Origin of the sequence: Streptomyces sp. NPDC006296 (genome assembly GCF_040613235.1) — a bacterium.
Lineage (GTDB): Bacteria > Actinomycetota > Actinomycetes > Streptomycetales > Streptomycetaceae > Streptomyces.
Window position 1 is genome coordinate 1 of record NZ_JBEXRT010000071.1, and the last position, 18820, is coordinate 18820.

General features: G+C 70.2%; 19 protein-coding genes, 1 tRNA gene, 1 pseudogene and 1 riboswitch. Of the genes and pseudogenes, 9 read left to right on the forward strand and 12 right to left on the reverse strand.

Annotated elements, in window-relative coordinates; genetic code table 11:
* From ABZ172_RS29365 to ABZ172_RS29385, 5 genes and pseudogenes are all read right to left on the reverse strand, one after another.
* Nucleotides 1-94 (reverse strand): annotated as a pseudogene (locus ABZ172_RS29365) (hypothetical protein); the annotation flags it as partial.
* Nucleotides 95-104: 10 nt separating this feature from the next.
* The gene (locus ABZ172_RS29370; RefSeq protein WP_356888307.1) at nt 105-761 is read right to left on the reverse strand and encodes a DUF1707 domain-containing protein; all 657 of its coding nucleotides are present in this window, start codon (nt 759-761) and stop codon (nt 105-107) included.
* Between the two features lie 68 nt (nt 762-829).
* A complete protein-coding gene (locus ABZ172_RS29375; protein ID WP_356888277.1) occupies nt 830-1807 on the reverse strand; it encodes an ABC transporter ATP-binding protein in 978 nt (325 codons plus the stop codon).
* Nucleotides 1808-1816: 9 nt separating this feature from the next.
* Complete coding sequence (locus ABZ172_RS29380) at nt 1817-2647, reverse strand: ABC transporter permease (RefSeq protein WP_356888279.1); 831 nt, start codon at nt 2645-2647, stop codon at nt 1817-1819.
* 31 nt (nt 2648-2678) lie between these two features.
* A complete protein-coding gene (locus ABZ172_RS29385; protein ID WP_356888309.1) occupies nt 2679-3479 on the reverse strand; it encodes an ABC-2 family transporter protein in 801 nt (266 codons plus the stop codon).
* Nucleotides 3480-3628: 149 nt separating this feature from the next.
* On the opposite strand from ABZ172_RS29385, the gene ABZ172_RS29390 reads away from it, so the two are divergent.
* On the forward strand, nt 3629-6079 hold the full coding sequence (locus ABZ172_RS29390) for a transglycosylase domain-containing protein (RefSeq protein ID WP_356888281.1): 2451 nt from the start codon (nt 3629-3631) through the stop codon (nt 6077-6079).
* A 377-nt stretch (nt 6080-6456) separates the two neighbouring features.
* Nucleotides 6457-8298, forward strand: coding sequence for an asparagine synthase (glutamine-hydrolyzing) (gene asnB / locus ABZ172_RS29395; RefSeq protein WP_356888283.1), 1842 nt, complete (start codon nt 6457-6459; stop codon nt 8296-8298).
* Nucleotides 8299-8352: 54 nt separating this feature from the next.
* Here the strand turns inward: asnB and ABZ172_RS29400 are convergent, their stop codons facing one another.
* The 3 genes from ABZ172_RS29400 to ABZ172_RS29410 all read right to left on the reverse strand — a co-directional run bounded on the left by ABZ172_RS29400 (nt 8353) and on the right by ABZ172_RS29410 (nt 9600).
* Nucleotides 8353-8673, reverse strand: coding sequence for a multidrug efflux SMR transporter (locus tag ABZ172_RS29400; protein ID WP_356888285.1), 321 nt, complete (start codon nt 8671-8673; stop codon nt 8353-8355).
* Between the two features lie 46 nt (nt 8674-8719).
* Nucleotides 8720-8792: riboswitch (guanidine-III (ykkC-III) riboswitch) on the reverse strand.
* Between the two features lie 45 nt (nt 8793-8837).
* Nucleotides 8838-9173: a co-chaperone GroES gene (locus ABZ172_RS29405; RefSeq protein WP_124277173.1), complete on the reverse strand. Its 336-nt coding sequence runs from the start codon at nt 9171-9173 to the stop codon at nt 8838-8840.
* Between the two features lie 76 nt (nt 9174-9249).
* On the reverse strand, nt 9250-9600 hold the full coding sequence (locus ABZ172_RS29410) for a DUF3618 domain-containing protein (RefSeq protein WP_356888287.1): 351 nt from the start codon (nt 9598-9600) through the stop codon (nt 9250-9252).
* 127 nt (nt 9601-9727) lie between these two features.
* Here ABZ172_RS29410 and bcp point away from each other — a divergent pair, with 127 nt between their 5' ends.
* The 5 genes from bcp to ABZ172_RS29435 all read left to right on the forward strand — a co-directional run bounded on the left by bcp (nt 9728) and on the right by ABZ172_RS29435 (nt 13416).
* On the forward strand, nt 9728-10195 hold the full coding sequence (gene bcp / locus ABZ172_RS29415) for a thioredoxin-dependent thiol peroxidase (RefSeq protein ID WP_356888289.1): 468 nt from the start codon (nt 9728-9730) through the stop codon (nt 10193-10195).
* 127 nt (nt 10196-10322) lie between these two features.
* Nucleotides 10323-11819 (forward strand): glycine betaine/L-proline transporter ProP, encoded by a 1497-nt coding sequence (gene proP / locus ABZ172_RS29420; RefSeq protein ID WP_356888291.1) that lies wholly within the window; start codon nt 10323-10325, stop codon nt 11817-11819.
* A gap of 147 nt (nt 11820-11966) precedes the next feature.
* The gene (locus tag ABZ172_RS29425; protein ID WP_356888293.1) at nt 11967-12626 is read left to right on the forward strand and encodes an HNH endonuclease signature motif containing protein; all 660 of its coding nucleotides are present in this window, start codon (nt 11967-11969) and stop codon (nt 12624-12626) included.
* Entirely contained in the window at nt 12623-13333 is a 711-nt protein-coding gene (locus tag ABZ172_RS29430) for an HNH endonuclease signature motif containing protein (protein WP_356888295.1), read from the forward strand. Before ABZ172_RS29425 ends, ABZ172_RS29430 begins: the two co-directional genes overlap by 4 nt.
* A tRNA-Leu gene (locus tag ABZ172_RS29435) sits at nt 13333-13416 on the forward strand. The genes ABZ172_RS29430 and ABZ172_RS29435 overlap by 1 nt, the downstream gene beginning before the upstream one ends.
* Nucleotides 13417-13473: 57 nt before the next feature.
* On the opposite strand, the gene rdgB is transcribed toward ABZ172_RS29435, so the two are convergent.
* The 4 genes from rdgB to ABZ172_RS29455 all read right to left on the reverse strand — a co-directional run bounded on the left by rdgB (nt 13474) and on the right by ABZ172_RS29455 (nt 15758).
* A complete protein-coding gene (gene rdgB / locus ABZ172_RS29440) occupies nt 13474-14076 on the reverse strand; it encodes an RdgB/HAM1 family non-canonical purine NTP pyrophosphatase (RefSeq protein ID WP_356888297.1) in 603 nt (200 codons plus the stop codon).
* 21 nt (nt 14077-14097) lie between these two features.
* Nucleotides 14098-14487: a hypothetical protein gene (locus ABZ172_RS29445; protein ID WP_356888299.1), complete on the reverse strand. Its 390-nt coding sequence runs from the start codon at nt 14485-14487 to the stop codon at nt 14098-14100.
* 112 nt (nt 14488-14599) lie between these two features.
* Complete coding sequence (rph, locus tag ABZ172_RS29450) at nt 14600-15337, reverse strand: ribonuclease PH (RefSeq protein WP_356888301.1); 738 nt, start codon at nt 15335-15337, stop codon at nt 14600-14602.
* Nucleotides 15338-15485: 148 nt separating this feature from the next.
* On the reverse strand, nt 15486-15758 hold the full coding sequence (locus ABZ172_RS29455; RefSeq protein WP_356888311.1) for a PTS glucose/sucrose transporter subunit IIB: 273 nt from the start codon (nt 15756-15758) through the stop codon (nt 15486-15488).
* A gap of 179 nt (nt 15759-15937) precedes the next feature.
* Between ABZ172_RS29455 and ABZ172_RS29460 the strand changes: the two genes are divergently transcribed.
* Together ABZ172_RS29460 and ABZ172_RS29465 are read left to right on the forward strand one after the other, a co-directional pair.
* Nucleotides 15938-17197, forward strand: a complete 1260-nt coding sequence (locus ABZ172_RS29460; RefSeq protein WP_356888303.1) for a PTS transporter subunit EIIC — start codon at nt 15938-15940, stop codon at nt 17195-17197.
* 241 nt (nt 17198-17438) lie between these two features.
* The gene (locus ABZ172_RS29465) at nt 17439-18704 is read left to right on the forward strand and encodes a PTS transporter subunit EIIC (RefSeq protein ID WP_356888305.1); all 1266 of its coding nucleotides are present in this window, start codon (nt 17439-17441) and stop codon (nt 18702-18704) included.
* Nucleotides 18705-18820 lie beyond the last annotated feature (116 nt).

The window sequence follows — 18820 nt, forward strand, 5'->3', positions numbered from 1 at the left end:
CGGGCCCGTCCCGGGTGAGCCGCACCGTGTCGAGCCGGGCGGTGACATCGGGCCCGGCGTAGCGTGCGCCGTCGGTCTCGTACCGCACCCCGGCACGGCACGGCTCAGCCGAGCTCCTTGCGCCCGTCCCCCGCGTCCGGCTTCCCCAGCCGGTCCCGCTCCTGCCGCCGCTCGTCCGCCGCGCTCCGCTTGCGCTCCACACCGACCCCGCCCATCAGCGCGAACCCGGTGATCCGCACCCGGGGCGCGTCCGGGGCCGGGTCCGGGTCACCGCCGGGCTCGGAACGCTCCCCGAAACCCCCCATGACACCGACGCCGTCGACCCGGACGTCCAGGTCCGGCGGCACCGTCACGTGCATCCCGCCCATGACCGTGAAACAGCGGATCACCACGTCCCGCTCCGCGAACCGCGCCTCCCGCAGGTCGATCTCACCGCCGCCCCACATCGCGAACGCGGTGAACCTCGGCCCCACCGTCCAGCGGCCCCTGCGGCGGAACCCGCCCCAGAAGGCGAACGCCCCCGACGACGTCGGAGTACCGCCGATCCGCGCGGGCCGGCCCTCCGACGCCCCCGCCCGCCCGGCCACCGGCGCGCCCCGCGCCGGAAGGTCCCGGACGAGCGGCACCAGCTCCCCGTGCGTACGGGCCGTGAGCGCCGCGTCCAGCCGCTGCTCGAACTCGTCCATCTCCAGCCGCCCCTCGGCGACGGCCTCCCGCAGGGTCTCGGCGACCCGCTCGCGCTCCGCGTCGGAGGCACGCATGTCCGGGCTCTCACTCGTCATACCGCGCACCCTATAGAGCGATCGCGCGACGGCCTACGGGACAGCCCTCAGGGAGCCGCATCCGACATGTACATCCTGGCGATGACGGACTCGATGTCCGGTTCCCGCACCGACAGGTCGACCAGCGGGAAGTCCGCCGCGATCCGCGCCACCAGCGGAGCGGCCGACGCCGACGCCGGGAAGGCCAGCCACTGGCGGGGCCCCTCGACCTTCACCACCCGCACCGACGGCTCCGACCCCAGCTCGATCGGCGGGAGTTCCCGCTCCAGGTCCACGACCAGGGTGCGCTCGCTCGCCCCCACCTCGTGCAGCCCGGCGAGCGCGCCGTCGTACACCAGACGGCCGTGGTCGATCACCATCACCCGCTTGCACAACTGCTCGATGTCGGTGAGGTCGTGCGTGGTCAGCAGCACCGTCGTCGACCGCTCCGCGTTCAGGTCCCGGAGGAAACCACGCACCCTCGCCTTGGACACCACGTCGAGCCCGATCGTCGGCTCGTCGAGGTACAGCACCTCCGGGTCGTGCAGCAGTGCCGCCGCGATGTCGCCCCGCATCCGCTGCCCCAGCGACAGCTGACGCACCGGCACCTCCAACAACGCGCCCAGATCCAGCAGTTCCACGCACCGGTCCAGATTCTCCCGGAACCGGCTGTCCGGGATCCGGTACATCCGGTGCATCAGCCGGTACGAGTCGCGCAGCGGCAGGTCCCACCAGAGCGTCGTGCGCTGCCCGAACACCACACCGATCCGCTGCGCCAGCCTCGTACGCTCCCGGGACGGATCGATGCCCGCGACCCGCAGCCGGCCGCCGCTCGGGGTGAGAATGCCCGTCAGCATCTTGATGGTCGTCGACTTGCCGGCCCCGTTCGGCCCGATGTAGCCGACCATCTCACCGCGCGGCACCCCGAAGCTGATGCCGTCCACCGCCCGCACCTCGTGCCGCTCCCGGCGCAGGAAGCCCGTCCTGCGGCGCACGTCGAAGACCTTCTCGACGCCGTCGAGCTCGATGAAGTCCGTGCCGTCCACGCCCACTCCTCAGTTTCCCGTACTGCGGTACGCCCGCAGCCCCGCCCGCCACGCCAGGCCCGCGAGCAGCCAGCACCCGGCCGCCACCACCGGCGGCAGGAACGCCACCCACCGCGGCAGGTCCAGCGGATAGTCCCGGCCCAGCACGTACAGGGCCGGCAGCCAGCTCACGAACGCCAGCGGCACCACGAACGTCACCCCGCGCACCAGGTCCTTCGCGAACACCGACGGCGGGTACTGCAGCAGCGTCGTCCCGCCGTACGTGAACGCGTTCTGCACCTCCGAGGCGTCCTGCGCCCAGAACTGGAACGCCGCGCCCACCACGAACACCGCCCCGAAGACGGCCGCCCCGCTCAGCACCATCATCGGCAGCATCAGGACCTTCAGCGGGGTCCATCCGATGTCCAGCACCGTCAGCGCGTAGCCCAGCACCAGCAGCCCCTGGGTGATCCGGCCCAGCCTGCGCAGCGCGAACCGGTCGGCGGCCACCTGCGCCAGCACGGGCACCGGACGCACCAGCAGGGTGTCCAGCGTCCCGTCCCGCACCCGCCGCCCCAGCCGGTCCATCGACCCCAGCAGCAGGTCGGCCAGCCCGAACGCGGTCGCCGACGCCCCGTACAGCAGCGCGACCTCCGGCAGGGTGAAGCCGCCCAGCACGTCGACGTGCGTGAACATCAGCATGATGGTGACGAAGTCGAAGCCCGTCGCCACGAAGTTCCCCACCGCCGTCATCACGAACGACGCCCGGTAGGCCATCGTCGAGCGCAGCCACATCGCCACGATCAGCCCGTACGCCCGCACCCCCTCGGCCCACCGCGACCGCTCGGATAACGGGACCACCGGCTCCGCCGCCGCCCGCCCCACCCGGACCTCAGCCACCCTGGACCACCACCCTCCTCGTCGCCACCGACTGGAGCAGCCGCCCCGCGAGCAGCAGCACCACCGCCCAGCCGGCCTGGAAGGCGTACGCCGCGGCCAGGTCCCAGCCCGTGCGCGTGCCGAGGAACACATCGGCCGGCACCTGCAGCAGGGACGACCACGGCAGGGCCCGGGCGACCTCACCGAGCACCCCGGGGAACAGGTTCAGCGGCAGCAGCATCCCGGAGAAGAACAGCCCGGCCAGCCAGGCGATCTGCATCGCCCCCGCCCCGTCCATCAGCCAGAAGGCCGACAGCGCCACCAGGAAACGCACCGCGAAGCTCACCACCACCCCCAGCGCCACCGACACCAGGAAGGCCAGCCAGGTCCACGGGGACCGCGGCAGCGCCAGGTCGAAGGCCAGGGCGCCCAGCAGCATCGGCACGACCCCGCGCCCCAGCAGATGGAACGCCGCCCGGCCCAGGTCCCCCGCCAACCACCACAGCTGCAGATCGGCGGGCCGGTACAGATCGACCGCGATGTCGCCCGTACGGATCCGCTCCATCAGCTCGTCCTCGAAACCGCCGCCCATCATCGCGCAGGCCATCAGCAGGGCCTGACCCAGCCACACATAGGTCACCGCCTGCTCCATGTCGTACCCGCCGAGCCGCGGACGCTCGTCCCACAGGGCGATGTAGGTGTACGCCATGATGAAACCGAAGACGGTGTTGGTGAACACACCGGCGAACGTGGCCACCCGGTAGGTGGCGTACCGCCGGAACCCACCGGCCGCCACCACGGCGTAGAGCCGCACCCCGCCCCTCCCTCGTCGTGCCAAAGCGCATGACCTTAGCCGAGGGCCTCCGGCCGCCGCGACCGGGTTTCCGGCGAAGGGTTCCCCGGGTTATCCGCCCGAAAAGTGCACTATAGGAAAATCGTCCGTAGTGGAGGAGCCTCACAGTCATGAGCCAAGAGCCACCGCAGCACGGCGGAGACCCCGGTGAGCAGGGCTCCCAGGGCTGGGCCCCCCGGGACCCCTCGGCCGCGGCCCCCACCACCACCCACCCGAACGGCGCACAGGGCCCCGAGGGGCGCACGAAACGCCCCAAGCGGCCCAAGCGGACCGGCTGGCGCCGCGCCGTCCCCACCTGGCGCATGCTCCTCGGCGGCGTACTCCTCCTGGCCCTGCTCCTCGTCGGCGGGTTCCTCGCCGGCTACCAGCTCATCGACATCCCCGCCGCCAACGCCAGCGCGACCGCCCAGTCCAACGTCTACCTCTACGCGGACGGCACCGTCATCGCCCGCGACGGCGAGATCAACCGCGAGAACATCCCCCTCCGCCGCGTCCCGCGCACCATCCAGCACGCCGTACTCGCCGCGGAGGACCGCGACTTCTACTCCGAGGACGCCATCGACCTCAAGGCCACCCTCCGCGCCGGCTGGAACACCGTCACCGGCAAGGGCAGGCAGGGCGGCTCCACGATCACCCAGCAGTACGTCAAGAACTACTACCTCGGCCAGGAACAGACCGTCGTCCGCAAGGCCAAGGAACTCTTCATCTCCATCAAGCTCGACCGCGAACAGAGCAAGGACGAGATCCTGGAGGGCTACCTCAACACCAGCTACTTCGGCCGCAACGCCTACGGCATCCAGGCCGCCTCCCACGCCTACTACGGCAAGGACGTCGAAGACCTCGACGCCGGCGAAGGCGCCTACCTCGCCTCCCTGCTCAACGCCCCCAGCTCCTACGACGTGGTCGCCCACCCCGAGAACAAGAGCGCCGTCCTCGCCCGCTGGAACTACGTCCTCGACGGCATGGTCACCCACGACTGGCTCACCGCCGCCGACCGCGACGCCATGACCTTCCCCGTCCCCGGCAAGGCCAAGCCCGCCACCGCCCTCTCCGGCCAGCGCGGCTACATCGTCCAGGCCGTCGAGCACTACCTCGCCGCCCACAAGATCCTCGACGAGGCCACCCTCGCCACCGGCGGCTACCGCATCACCACCACACTCCAGAAGAAGAAACAGGACGCACTCGTCGAGGCCGTCCGGGAGAACGTCCTGTCCAGGACCAGCGACGAACGCGAAGCCGACCGCAACGTCCGGGCCGGCGGCGCCTCCGTCGACCCCGCCACCGGCCACGTCGTCGCCCTCTACGGCGGTGTCGACTACACGCAACAGTTCGTCAACAACGCCACCCGCCGCGACTACCAGGTCGGATCCACCTTCAAACCGTTCGTCCTCGCCGCCGCCCTCTCCCACGGCTCCACCACCCAGAAGGACCGGGCGATCACCCCCAACACCCGCTACGACGGCACCAACGAACGCACCGTCCAGAGCGCCACCGGCTCCACCGGATACTCCCCCGCCAACGAGGACGACGTCGACTACGGCTCCATCACCGTCCGCGAGGCCACCGACAAGTCGGTCAACGCCGTCTACGCACAGATGGCCCAGGACGTCGGCCCCCAGGAGGTCAAGGACACCGCGATCGCCCTCGGCATCCCCCAGGACACCCCCGACCTCACCGCCTCCCCCTCCATCGCGCTCGGCCCCGCCACCGCCAGCGTCGTCGACATGGCCGCCGCCTACGCCACCCTCGCCGACCACGGGAGACAGCGCCCCCACACCCTCGTCTCCAAGATCAGCAAGAACGCCACCGCGCTCGACCTCCCCGCCCGGACCACCCGACGCGCCATCAGCCGCGAGGCCGCCGACACCACGACCTCCGTGCTGCGCAGCGTCGTCGACGGCGGCACCGGCACCGCGGCCCGGGCCGCCGGACGCCCCGCCGCGGGCAAGACCGGCACCGCCGAGGAGGACAAGGCCGCCTGGTTCGCCGGCTACACCCCGGACCTCGCCACCGTCATCGCCGTCATGGGCCAGAACCCACGGACCGGCGTGCAGAAGCCCCTCTACGGCGCACTCGGCCTGGCCCGCATGAACGGCGGTGGCGCACCCGCCGAGACCTGGGCCGCCTACACCAGGGCCGCCCTGGAAGGCAGCGCCGTCCAGGACTTCGAGCTGGAGGCCGACGAAGGCCCCGAGGAGCCCGACCCCGACGAGAGCGGGGAGGGCGAGGACACCGAGGAGGCAGGGGGCACCAAGGCACCGGGGGACGACGGATCCACCGAGAAGCCCGGCACCGGCGACGCCCGCGAGCGGAGGCGCGGCGACGACCGCTCCCGCGTACCGGAAGCCCCCTCCGAGGCGCCACCCGCCGCAGGGGCGCTCCACACCGCCACGCCCGCCGACACACCTTCACGCGCCCCCGCCGGGGAGGCCGCCGGCAGCCGTCCGGGCGGCCGACGGGACGAGGGCACCCCCCACCCCGACAGGACGGCCGGCCCGGACAGCACCGGCACCAGGCGGTTCGGGGACGGACGGCATCCCCTCGGCCCCGACCGCCCCTGAAAACCCGGCGTCCGGCAAGCAGACGAGCGGTGCGGCCGAGGGACCGGATGCGGCCCGCCCGGATTGGCCAAAGCTTTGCCTGTGGCCGGATCCCTGCCCGCCGTCGCGCCCTCCGCAAGCGCACAGCCCGCTCACGGACGGCCTTCGGGGGGCGCGCCTTCGCAAAGGTTCCACCGTGTGCGTCCGAAAAGCGCGGGACGATCCCGCCCGGCGGTCAACCGGCCGGTTGACCCGGGCCCCGACATGTCACACGCTCCATACATAGGTGCTCACTACAACTGGTTTCGCCGGCTGCCTGTCCGCCCCTCCCCCGGCGTCACCGGCCGGAAGCGGCGGCCCGGAGGCCCAGGCGCGACCGGAAGCAGGAGGAATACCGGATGTGCGGCATCACCGGCTGGATCTCCTTCGACCGCGACCTACGGGCCTCGGCCGCAACACTCGACGCCATGACGGAGACGATGTCCTGCCGCGGCCCGGACGACCGCGGAACCTGGATCGACGGACCCGCCGCGCTCGGCCACCGACGACTGGCCATCATCGACCTGCCGGGCGGACGCCAGCCCATGACCGTCGACACCCCCCAGGGCGCGGTCGTCATGGTCTACTCCGGCGAGACGTACAACTACACCGAGCTCCGGCACGAACTCGCCCGCCGCGGCCACCGGTTCACCACCGACTCCGACACCGAGGTCGTGCTCCGCGGCTACGTGGAGTGGGGCGAGGCAGTCGCCGAACGCCTCAACGGCATGTACGCCTTCGCCCTGTGGGACGGACGACACGACAAGCTCGTGATGATCCGCGACCGCATGGGCATCAAGCCGTTCTACTACTACGAGACACCCGACGGCGTCCTCTTCGGCTCCGAGCCCAAAGCGATCCTCGCCAACCCTCTCGCCCGGCCCCGCGTCACCCTCGACGGCCTCCGCGAACTGTTCACCTTCGTGAAGACACCCGGCCACGCGGTATGGGACGGCATGCACGAGGTCGAGCCCGGCACCGTCATCACCGTCGACCGCACCGGCCTGCGCCGATACGTGTACTGGCAGCTCGAGACCCGGCCCCACACCGACGACCGCGACACCACTCTCGCCACCGTCCGCACACTCCTCGACGACATCGTGCGCCGCCAGCTCGTCTCGGACGTCCCCCGCTGCACCCTGCTCTCCGGAGGACTCGACTCCTCCGCCATGACCGCACTGGCCGCCCGTCAGCTCGGCGCGACAGGAGAGACCGTCCGCAGCTTCGCCGTCGACTTCGCCGGACAGACCGAGAACTTCGTCGCCGACGAACTCCGCGGAACCCCCGACACTCCCTTCGTCCACGACGTGGCGCGGGCCTCCGGCACCGAACACCGCGACATCGTGCTCGACTCACACGCCCTCGCCGACCCCGACGTCCGCTCCCGGGTCATCCGTGCCCGCGACATACCCGCGGGCTTCGGGGACATGGACGCCTCGCTGTACCTCCTCTTCAAGGCGATCCGCGCACACTCCACGGTCGCCCTCTCCGGCGAGTCCGCCGACGAGGTCTTCGGCGGCTACCTCCAGTTCTTCGACGAGGAAGCCCGCAAGAGCCGGACCTTCCCCTGGCTGGCCCAGCTCAGCCGGCACTTCGGCGAGGACACCGAGGTGCTCCACCCCGACCTCACCACCCGCCTCGACCTCACCTCGTACGTCGCCGACAGCTACCACGACGCGGTCTCCGGCATCCAGCGGCTTGACGCCGAGAGCGACTTCGAATACACCATGCGCAAGATCAGCCACCAGCACCTGACCCGCTTCGTCCGCGTACTCCTCGACCGCAAGGACCGCGCGAGCATGGCCGTCGGCCTGGAGGTACGCGTGCCCTTCTGCGACCACCGCCTCGTCGAGTACGTCTACAACACGCCCTGGGCCCTGAAGTCCTTCGACGGCCGGGAGAAGACCCTGCTGCGCGAGGCCACCGCCGACGTCCTGCCCCGCTCCGTGTACGACAGGGTCAAGAGCCCCTACCCCTCCACCCAGGACCCCAAGTACGCCCTGGCACTCCAGGACCACGCCAAGGACCTGCTCTCCCGCCCCTCGCACCGGGTCTTCGACCTCGTCGACCCCGCCCGCCTCCGACGGGCCGCCGACCAGGACACCCCACAGATCTCCCAGGCATCCCGGAGCGGCCTCGAACGCACCTTGGACCTGGCCCTCTGGCTCGACATGTACTCCCCCGAGCTGACGCTGTCCTGACCCGGGGAAAACCGGGCGTGCGGCCGGCCGACAACGGCCGGCCGCGCCACCACGTCAGTGGCCGGACGTCGCCTTGAGCCCCACCACGGCCACCAGCAGCAGACAGACGAAGAAGACGCGGGCGGCGGTCACCGGCTCGTGCAGCACGACCATGCCCAGCACCGCGGCCCCGGCCGCCCCGATCCCCACCCACACGCCGTAGGCCGTACCGATCGGCAGCGTCTTCGCCGCCTGCGCCAGCAGCATCATGCTGGCCACGATCCCCAGCCCGGTGAACACACTCGGCCACAGCCGGGTGAACCCCTCGGTGTACTTCATCCCGATCGACCAGCCCACTTCCAGCAGACCGGCCACGATCAACAGAACCCACGCCACGACGGCACCTCCACGACGACACACGCATCCACACGTGACCAACACGGGTGCGTCGTCTTTGCGGAACCCGGTACGGCGCGTCTCGTCGGGGTCCCCCCACCGTAGCAACAAAAGCCGAAAGGCCTGGTGACCGCAGTCACCAGGCCCCCGCACCCCGCATCCGGCTACAGATACAGCCCGGTCGAGTCCACCGCACCCTCGAACCGGTCCGCCGCCACCGCGTGCAGGTCCCGCTCACGCATCAGCACGTACGCCACACCCCGCACCTCGACCTCGGCGCGGTCCTCCGGGTCGTACAGCACCCGGTCGCCCGGCTCCACGGTCCGCACGTTCTGCCCGACCGCGACCACCTCGGCCCACGCCAGACGCCGGCCGACCGCGGCCGTCGCCGGAATCAGGATCCCGCCGCCCGAACGCCGCTCGCCCTCGGGCGAGTCCGACCGGACCAGCACGCGGTCGTGCAGCATCCGGATCGGCAGCTTGTCGTCGGTGTTGCTCATGCCGTTGTCACTCACGCGCAGAAACCTACCTGCCCCGGACCGCCCGGCACGCCCCAGGGGCGCCCGGACACCGGCCTCAACGCCTCTTGCGACGCCCGCAACGGGCCGACCCGGACGACCGGGACGACGACACCGTCAGCAACGCCACCGCACCGGCCACCACCAGCGCGGCCGGGATCACCCGCTCCAGCCGAGGCGAACCGTCCTCCGCCACGAACTGCGCCTTCACATCCGCGACCGAACGGTTCACCGCGACGAACGCGCGCCCCGCCGTCCGGTCCACCGTCGACGCGACCTTCGCCTTCGCATCACCGATCACCGTCTTCGGGTGCACCCGCACCCCGATCTCGTCCAGCACCACCGCAAGCCGCTCACGCCTGCTGATGATGTCCGCCTCGATCTGCGCAGGGGTCCTGGTATCCGACACTGCGCCGCCTCCGTGGTCGCTCGGGTAAACCTTCATCGACAGTCTGTCAGCTCGGCCGCCCCCGCACCCGGCGGCACCCCCTATTACGCTCGGTGCCAGACCGCACACGTGCCACTCGAGGAGAAAAATGAGCGAGCGACTCCAGACCGGCGACACCGCCCCCGCCTTCACCCTTCCGGACGCCGACGGCAAGAACGTCTCGCTCGCGGACCACAAGGGCCGCAAGGTCATCGTCTACTTCTACCCCGCCGCACTCACCCCCGGCTGCACCAAGCAGGCCTGCGACTTCACCGACAACCTGGAGCTGCTGACCGGAGCCGGCTACGACGTCATCGGCGTGTCGCCCGACAAGCCGGAGAAGCTCGCGAAGTTCCGCGAGAAGGAGAACCTCAAGGTCACCCTGGTCGGAGACCCCTCCAAGGAGACCCTGGAGGCGTACAGCGCGTACGGCGAGAAGAAGCTCTACGGCAAAACGGTGACCGGGGTGATCCGCTCCACGATCGTGGTCGACGAGGAGGGCAAAGTGGAGAAGGCCCTCTACAACGTCAAGGCGACCGGACACGTCGCCAAGATCATCAAGGACCTCGGAATCTGACCCGGACGACAGGATCCCGGCCCGGGAACATGTGACCGGAGTCGCAATCTTCCGTTGATTCGGTTTGCAACCGCCATGACTGCGCAGAAGCCTTTCCTGGAACACCGTTCGACGAAAGGAACCGGCCATGGCGGCCTCCGACCCCCACCAGGCGGCCGACCCTGATGCGGTCAAACGTCACCCGGCGCTCTTCCGGGCCATCCGGAAGCGCCAGAATCCCCGGCTCCGTCGGACGGACATCACCATCACCGACGACCAGGCGGTCAAGCGCGCGGTGAAGGCGGCGTCACTCGGCAACGCCATGGAGTGGTTCGACTTCGGCATCTACTCCTACCTGGCCGTCACCCTCGGGCACGTCTTCTTCCCCTCCGGGAACGACACGACCCAGCTCCTCTCGTCGTTCGCGACCTTCGCCGTGGCGTTCCTCGTCCGGCCGCTCGGCGGCATGTTCTTCGGCCCCATGGGCGACAAGGTCGGCCGCAAGAAGGTCCTCGCCCTCACCATGATCCTCATGGCGGTCGGCACCTTCGCGATCGGCCTCATCCCCTCCCACGACACCATCGGCGTCTGGGCCGCGGTCCTGCTGATCTTCTTCCGGATGCTCCAGGGCTTCTCCACCGGCGGCGAGTACGGCGGCGCGTCCACCTTCATCGCCGAGTACGCCCCCGACAAGCGCCGCGGCTTCTTCGGCAGCTTCCTCGAATTCGGCACCCTGGCCGGCTACGTCGGCGCCGCCGGGCTCGTCACCCTGCTGTACGCCCTCCTGGACACCGGCCAGATGGAGGCCTGGGGCTGGCGCATCCCGTTCCTGGTCGCCGGACCGCTCGGCCTCGTCGGCCTCTACCTGCGACTCCGCCTGGACGAGACCCCCGCCTTCCAGAAGCTGGAGGGCGGCACCGCCCACGCCTCGGAGGCCGCCGACCACGTCGAGGCCACCGCCAAGGGCGACCTCGCGAAGATCTTCCGCCAGTACTGGCCCACCCTGATCCTCTGCATCGCTCTGGTCGGCGCGTACAACATCACCGACTACATGCTGCTGTCGTACATGCCGACCTACCTCTCCGACGAGCTGGACTACAGCGAGACCCACGGGCTGCTCATCCTGCTGGGCGTCATGGTCGTCCTGATGCTGGTCATCAGCCAGTTCGGCAAGCTCTCCGACCGCTTCGGCCGCAAGCCGCTCCTGATGGCCGGCATGCTCGGCTTCCTGTTCCTGTCGCTTCCGTCGTTCCTCCTGATCCGCCAGGGCAGCATCCCGGCGATCACCCTCGGCATGCTGATGATGGGCCTCTCCCTGGTCTGCCTGCTGGGCACGATGTCCGCGGCGCTCCCGGCACTGTTCCCGACCAACGTCCGCTACGGCTCCCTGTCGGTCGGCTACAACCTCTCGGCGTCGATCTTCGGCGGCACCACCCCGCTGGTGATCACCGCCCTGATCAGCTGGACCGGCTCGAACCTCATGCCGGCGTACTACGCGATGGCGGCGGCCCTGGTGGGGGTGATCGCGGTGGCCTGCATGAAGGAGACCGCGAACCAGCCGCTGGCCGGCTCCCCGCCCTCGGTGGAGACCGAGGAGGAGGCGGCGGACCTGGTCCACGCCCAGAGCCCGGACCCGAAGTTCTGACGCACCCCGCAGGAAGGGCCCGTACCGCTTCACACCGAAGCGGTACGGGCCCTTCCGCATATCGCCGCATTGCGGACGTGACCATCCGATTTACGTTTCGTTGCTCCGTACGAGGCCGCGAACACGCGGCCGGATGCGGAGGGGGACATGCCGGTGAGCCCGTACACGCGCGAGCGCCTCGTAGCGGCGGCCTCGTCGTCGAGGACGCTCTCGGAGGCGCTGACGAAGCTCGGGGTCGATCCGAGGAGCGGGTCGCGGCGGTACCTCCTGGGCCGTATACGCACCCTCGGGGTGGACACCGGGCACTTCGCGAGGGAAGGCGGGCGCTGGACGGAGGAGGTCCTCCGAGCCGCGGTCGCGTCGTCGTCGACCATGTCCGAAGTGCTGCGCCGTCTCGGCCTGGACGTGGTGGGAGGCCAGCACACCCACATCAGCCGGCGCGTCAGGGCGCTGGGGATCGACACCTCGCACTTCACGGCACCCTCGCGGCGTGGAGAGGTGCGGCGCCGGCACCCGGACGAGCTGCTGGCCGACCACGGCCGGACCCTCACGCGCCGCGTCCCCGGCGAACGGCTCAAGCGCGCCATGATCGCCATGGGCGTTCCCGAACGCTGCGCCCGGTGCGGCACAGGTCCCCGCTGGCGTGGCCACCCGCTGCCGCTGGAGGTCGACCACAGGGACGGCGACTGGCGAAACAACTGCCCGCGGAATCTTCGGCTGCTCTGCCCGAACTGCCACGCGACGACGGACACGTACCGGGGCCGCGGCACACGAGGTGGCACCCCGGTGCGGAGTGGTGACCGATGAGCACCGGCAACCGGTACACACGGGAGCGGCTGACCGAAGCGGCTCGCGTCTGCTCCGACATCCACGAGGTCGTCGACTTCCTCGGCATCCGCCCCTACAGCCGGCTCACCCGTCATCTGCTCAGCCGCTTCGAGCACTTCGGGATCGATGTGTCCCACTTCGCCCGCCGCACGGAGAGAAGCCGGCCCTCCACCACGGACCTCGCGGAGGCCGTCGCCGCCGCCGTGTCCCTCGCGGACGCCCTCAGGCGACTGGGCCTGAGGGACAACGCGAGCCGGCGGAAGGGGTTGCGCGAGTGGATCGCCGAGGACGGGCTCACCACCGCGCACTTCCTGGGGCAGGGGCATCAGCGAGGACGCGTCGGAACCACCCCGCTGAAGACCGCCGAACAGATCCTGGTGAAACACGCCGGAGAGCGCCGCACGAAGACGGTGCTGCTGCGACGCGCGCTGCGGGACGCCGGCGTGCCGGAGGAGTGTGCCGAGTGCGGGACCGGCGGGACGTGGCTGGGCGAACCCATGACCCTGGAGGTGGATCACATCGACGGCGACTGGAGCGACGACCGCAGGGAGAATCTGCGACTGCTCTGCCCGAACTGCCACGCGGTGACCCGCACCTGGTGCCGAGGGGGGGACACACCGAACAGCACACCCGCAAGACTCGCTTACCACCTCGACAGCCCGCCCGGTACCATGACAGGCGGCTAGCGGCGGTGGTGCAATGGCGACACAGCAGACTTAGGATCTGTGGCCCGTGAAACGGCTTGAGGGTTCGAATCCCTTCCGCCGCACCGCGAACGTCCTGCGCATCAAAGACCCGATGCGCAGGACGTTCTGTGTCTGGGGACTCACCCCACCAACTTCCGCACCACCGGCACCAGTGCCCGGAACGCCTTCCCCCGGTGGCTGATCGCGTTCTTCTCGTCGGGGGTGAGTTCCGCACAGGTCCGGGTCTCGCCGTCCGGCTGGAGGACCGGGTCGTAGCCGAAGCCGTGGGCTCCGGCCGGGACGGTGCGCAGGGTGCCGGTGAGGCGGCCCTCGACCACGCGTTCCGTGCCGTCGGGGAGGGCCAGGGCCGCGGCGCAGGCGAAGTGGGCGCCGCGGTGCGGGGTGTCGATGTCGCCGAGTTGGGCGAGGAGCAGCTCCAGGTTGGCCCGGTCGTCGCCGTGGGCGCCGGCCCAGCGGGCGGAGAAGATGCCGGGGGCTCCGCCGAGCACGTCGACGCAGAGGCCGCTGTCGTCGGCGACGGCGGGGTGGCCGGTGGCCCGGGCGAGTGCGTGCGCCTTGAGGAGGGCGTTCTCGGCGAAGGTGACGCCGGTCTCCTTGACGTCGGGGATGTCGGGGTACGCGTCCGCGCCGACGAGGTCGTGGGTCAGGCCCGCGTCGGCGAGGATCGCGTGGAGTTCGGTGATTTTCCCGGCGTTGCGGGTGGCGAGGATCAGGCGCGTCATGCGTCGATTATCGCCGCCCGGTCAGGGGGTGCAGACCTTGCCTATCTCGGTGGCGGCGTCGGTGACGGGGCTGATGTCGGGGGTGGCGTCGCCCTGGTCGAGGGAGTCCCGGACGTTGGTGACGCCGGCCTGGAGGTCGTCGACGGCCTTGTTCAGGTCGGCGTTGTCGGTGGTGTCGCCGAGGTCCTTGAGCTCCTTGTCGATGCGGTCCAGGGACTCCGAGGCCTGGGTGGGGTCGTCGGAGGCGTTGGACACCGCCTGTTGGAGGCTGTCGACGCTGGTGGCTATGGCGTCGGCGGTGCGGACGCAGTCGAGTGCCTTGTCGACGGCACCGCAGCCGGCGGCCGCGGTGAGGGTGAGCAGGGTGGCCGTGACGGCGAGTGCGGTGCGTGAGTGGCGGCGCGAGGCCATGGTGCGGTCCCTCCCCGGGGGCGGATACGTGGACGGGCGCACGGTTCGACCCGTGCGCCCGTATCCGCTACGACGCGGTGTGCTGCGGATTTGGTTGCTTCTTTACCCGCCTTTACTCGCCGAGTGTGCGGGCGAGCGCCTCTTCCTGGAGCTTGGCGAGGTCGGTGCAGCCGGCGGTGGCGAGGTCGAGGAGGGCGTTGAGCTCGTCGCGGTCGAAGGGTTCGGCCTCGGCGGTGCCCTGGACCTCGACGAAGCGGCCGTCGCCGGTGCAGACGACGTTCATGTCGGTGTCGGCGCGGACGTCTTCCTCGTAGCAGAGGTCGAGGAGGGGGACGCCGTCGACGATGCCGACGCTGACCGCGGCGACGGTGCCGGTGAGGGGCTTGCGGCCGTGCTTGACGATCTTCTTGCCCTGGGCCCAGGCGATGGCGTCGGCGAGGGCGACGTAGGCGCCGGTGATGGCGGCGGTGCGGGTGCCTCCGTCGGCCTGGAGGACGTCGCAGTCGAGGACGACGGTGTTCTCGCCGAGGGCCTTGTAGTCGATGACGGCGCGCAGCGAGCGGCCGATGAGGCGGCTGATCTCGTGGGTGCGGCCGCCGATCTTGCCGCGTACGGATTCGCGGTCGCCGCGGGTGTTGGTGGAGCGGGGCAGCATGGAGTACTCGGCGGTGACCCAGCCTTCGCCGCTGCCCTTGCGCCAGCGGGGGACGCCTTCGGTGACGGAGGCGGTGCAGAAGACCTTGGTGTCGCCGAAGGAGATGAGCACGGAGCCTTCGGCGTGCTTGCTCCATCCGCGTTCGATGGTGACGGGGCGGAGCTGTTCGGGGGTGCGGCCGTCGATGCGAGACATGGCGTCGAGCCTATCGGCTGGGCGGGCCGGGTCCGTTCGGGTGCCCGGCCGGGTGGCTGCCGGGTGCACGGCAGGCCCCGCTCCGTGCCGGTCGGGGGCGGAGCGGGGCCTGCGCGTGGGACCGTGGCGGGCCGGCGGGGTCAGCCGGTCACATCATGTCTTCGATGTCGGCGGCGATGGGGTCGGCGTCGGTGCCGATGACGACCTGGATCGCGGTGCCCATCTTGACGACGCCGTGGGCTCCGGCGGCCTTGAGCGCGGCTTCGTCGACCTTGCTGGGGTCGTGGACCTCGGTGCGGAGGCGGGTGATGCAGCCTTCGATCTCGTCGATGTTCTCGATACCGCCGAGCCCGGCGACGATCTTCTCAGCCTTGCTGGCCATGTCCTTCTCCCTGGTCTGTGCGTGCGTGGAGCGGCCCACCGTGGGTTTCGTCACGGTAACGCACGGTTGGCTCAACTTCGCGGGCGGGTGACCGTGCGGTCCCCAATGATGACGATCACCGGTGCCCTGCCGTGCGACGGGGTATCGGCGCCATGACGCAACTGGTCTACACCAGTTTGCGACCACTGCCAAACCTGGCGTGTTCCGGGAGGATGCCGATGAGTTCGAGCGCGGCTGCAGTACCGCGGCGGGCGTGGTGGAACGGACCGGTCCAGGGCCTGCAGAAGGTCGGCCGGAGTCTTCAGCTGCCGGTGGCCGTGCTGCCCGCGGCGGGCCTTCTGGTCAGTCTGGGCAATCTCTTCGACTCCTCGCTGCACGGCCCGTTCTGGGACAAGTTCGCGAAGGTGCTCCTGAACGGCGGCACGGCGATCCTCGACGGTGAGGTGGGGCTGCCCCTGCTGTTCTGCATCGGTGTGGCGATCGGTTTCGCGAGGAAGGCGGACGGCTCGACGGCGCTGGCCGCGGTCGTCGGCTTCCTGGTGTACCGGGGTGTGCTCGCGGCGTTCCCGGTGGCCGGCTCGGTGACGGACGCGGTGCCGGACGGGGTGCCGCAGAATCCCGGGGTGCTGGGCGGCATCCTCATCGGGCTGCTGACCGCGGTGGTGTGGCAGCGCTACCACCGTACGAAGCTGGTCGACTGGCTCGGTTTCTTCAACGGGCGCCGCCTGGTACCGATCCTGATGGCGTTCCTCTGTGTGGTGCTGGGGGTGCTGTTCGGTCTGCTGTGGCAGCCGGTCGGTGACGCGCTGACCTGGTTCGCCAAGCAGTTGATCGATCTGGGTGCCTGGGGTGCGGCGATCTTCGGTTTCGCGAACCGGCTGCTGATCCCGATCGGCATGCACCAGTTCCTGAACACCTTCTTCTGGTTCCAGGCGGGCGATTTCACCGGGGCGGACGGCGGCACCGTGCAGGGTGACATCTCGCGCTTCTTCGCCGGGGACCCGTCGGCGGGGCAGTTCACCTCGGGCTTCTTCCCGATCATGATGTTCGGTCTGCCGGCCGCGGCGCTGGCGATCGCGCACACCGCGCGTCCGGAGCGGCGCAAGGAGGTGTCCGGGCTGATGCTGTCCGTGGCGCTGACGTCGTTCGTGACGGGTGTGACGGAGCCCCTGAAGTTCTCGTTCCTCTTCGTCGCGCCGCTGCTGTACGGGGTGCACGCGGTCCTCACCGGGGTCTCGATGGGGGTCACCTGGGCGCTGGGCGTGCACGCGGGGTTCAGTTTCTCGGCCGGGCTGATCGACTACGTCGTCAACTGGCACCTGGACACCAAGCCGTGGCTGATCATCCCGATCGGGCTGTGCTTCGCGGTGGTGTACTACGCGGTCTTCCGGTTCGCGATCACGAGGTTCGATCTCCAGACCCCGGGGCGGGAGCCCGCCGAGGTGGAGGAGAGAATCGAGGAGGACCTCACGAAGTAGGGCTTGCCCGGCTCTCGGAGGAGCCCCCGGACCTCAGGGTCCGGGGGCTCCTCGGCGTCACCGTGGGTGGCGGGGGCACTACGGGCCCCGTCGAAGGTTCCTTATCGAACCCTCACCGTGCTAAAACTGGTCTACACCACTCAGTGGTCCAGACCACGCGGCCGTTCCTGCCGCCGCGTTCCTCGAGTCGCCGCCCCTCACCGACTGTCCCCGGCGGCGCCTTGCCAACTGGAGGAAGTTGATGAGTACGGACACCGCTCCGGCCGCCCCCGCAAAGAAGCGGGGCGCCGGCGTGATGGCGGTCATGCAGCGCATCGGCCGCAGCCTCATGCTGCCCGTCGCGGTCCTGCCCGCCGCAGCGCTGCTGGTCCGGCTCGGCAATGCCGACATGCTCGGCCGCGAGTCGTTCCCCACCGTCATCACCAAGCTGGCCGGCTACATGGCCGCCGGTGGCGGCGCCATCCTCGACAACATGGCCCTGCTGTTCGCCGTCGGCATCGCCATCGGCTTCGCCAAGAAGTCGGACGGCTCGACGGCCCTCGCCGCGGTGACCGGCTACCTGGTCTTCCAGAAGGTGCTGGCCACCTTCACCGACGGCAACCTCCCCCAGGTCGCGAGCGTCGTCGACGGCAAGATCGTCATGAGTGACGCCCCGGTCAACGCGGGTGTGCTCGGCGGTGTCGTGATGGGCATAGTCGTGGCCCTGCTGTACCAGCGGTTCTACCGGACCAAGCTCCCCGACTGGGCGGGCTTCTTCAGCGGCCGCCGCCTGGTCCCGATCCTCTCCGCCTTCGCGGGCCTGGTCATCGGTATCGTCTTCGGTCTGATCTGGCCGGTGCTCGGCACGGGCCTGCACAACTTCGGTGAGTGGCTGGTCGGTTCGGGCGCGGTCGGGGCGGGCATCTTCGGTGTCGCCAACCGTGCGCTGATCCCGGTCGGCATGCACCACCTGCTGAACTCCTTCCCGTGGTTCCAGGCCGGCGAGTACAACGGCGCCCACGGCGACATCGCCCGGTTCCTCGCGGGCGACCCGAACGCCGGGCAGTTCATGACCGGCTTCTTCCCGATCATGATGTTCGCCCTCCCCGCGGCCTGCCTCGCGATCGTGCACTGCGCCCGCCCGGAGCGCCGCAAGGTCGTCGGCGGCATGATGTTCTCGCTCGCGCTGACCTCGTTCGTCACCGGTGTGACCGAGCCGATCGAGTTCACGTTCATGTTCATCGCCCCGGTGCTGTACGCGATCCACGCGGTGCTGACCGGTGTCTCGATGGCGCTGACCTGGGGGCTCGGCATGAAGGACGGGTTCGGCTTCTCCGCCGGGCTGGTCGACTTCCTGCTGAACCTGGGCATCGCGTCGAAGCCCTGGCTGCTGGTGCTGGTCGGCCTCTGCTTCGCGGCGGTCTACTACGTGGTCTTCCGGTTCGCGATCACGAAGTTCAACCTCCCGACGCCGGGCCGCGAGTCCGACGAGGAGCTCGCCGAGCTCCAGAAGGCCGAGGCCAAGTAGTCCGGCCCCGTCACCGTACGGCGAAGCCCCGTTCACTCCGCGCGGAGTGAACGGGGCTGCGCCGTACGGTGACCCGGTCCGTCAGACCGCGGAAACCCCGCCCGGGGCGGCCAGCG